The organism is Vibrio sp. 378 (assembly GCF_033339435.1).
In genome coordinates this window covers 1-594 of the sequence record NZ_JAWOUO010000829.1, presented here as the reverse complement: position 1 = coordinate 594, position 594 = coordinate 1, and the positions used below count along the sequence as shown (strand labels likewise).

Below are 594 nucleotides of genomic sequence, written 5' to 3'. Positions count from 1 at the left end.
ACATAGTGATAAAGCTTGCTAAGAAACCAAAGACAAGTTCCAACACCATAGACACACCAAAGTACACCATCATGTTCGTGCCTTGGCCTTCTTCATCATCGTTCGATGCCACGATATTGGCGATAAAACGCGATAGGAAGATAACAAACGTGTTCACATCACCCTGCATTAGCGTCATCGTGACCATGTCACCATTCGCAATGTGGCTCACTTCGTGTGCCAGAACAGCTTCAGCTTCATCACGCGTCATGTTGTGTAGAAGACCAGTCGATACAGCAACCAGTGAATCATCACGCTTAGCACCTGTCGCGAATGCGTTGATGTCTGCAGAATCATAAATCGCTACTGTTGGCATACCAATGCCCGCTTGTCGCGCTTGGCGGCCTACCGTCTCAAGCAACCAATGCTCTGTTTCGTTACGTGGGCTTTCAATCACCATGCCGCCAACTGAGCGTAGTGCCATGCCCTTTGACATCATTAACGAAATCAATGCGCCACCAAAGCCAAATACGGCTGCCATGACAAGTAAACCAGACAGACTGCCTGGTTGCATTCCAGTGGTCGCGTAAACAATATTCAGAACAACACTAAGAA

At 47.8% G+C, this 594-nt stretch carries 1 protein-coding gene; it reads right to left on the bottom strand.

The features are described from left to right. The coding region (gene htpX / locus R7Q48_RS29090) for a protease HtpX (protein WP_318133831.1) at positions 1-594 on the bottom strand (594 nt) is incomplete at both ends.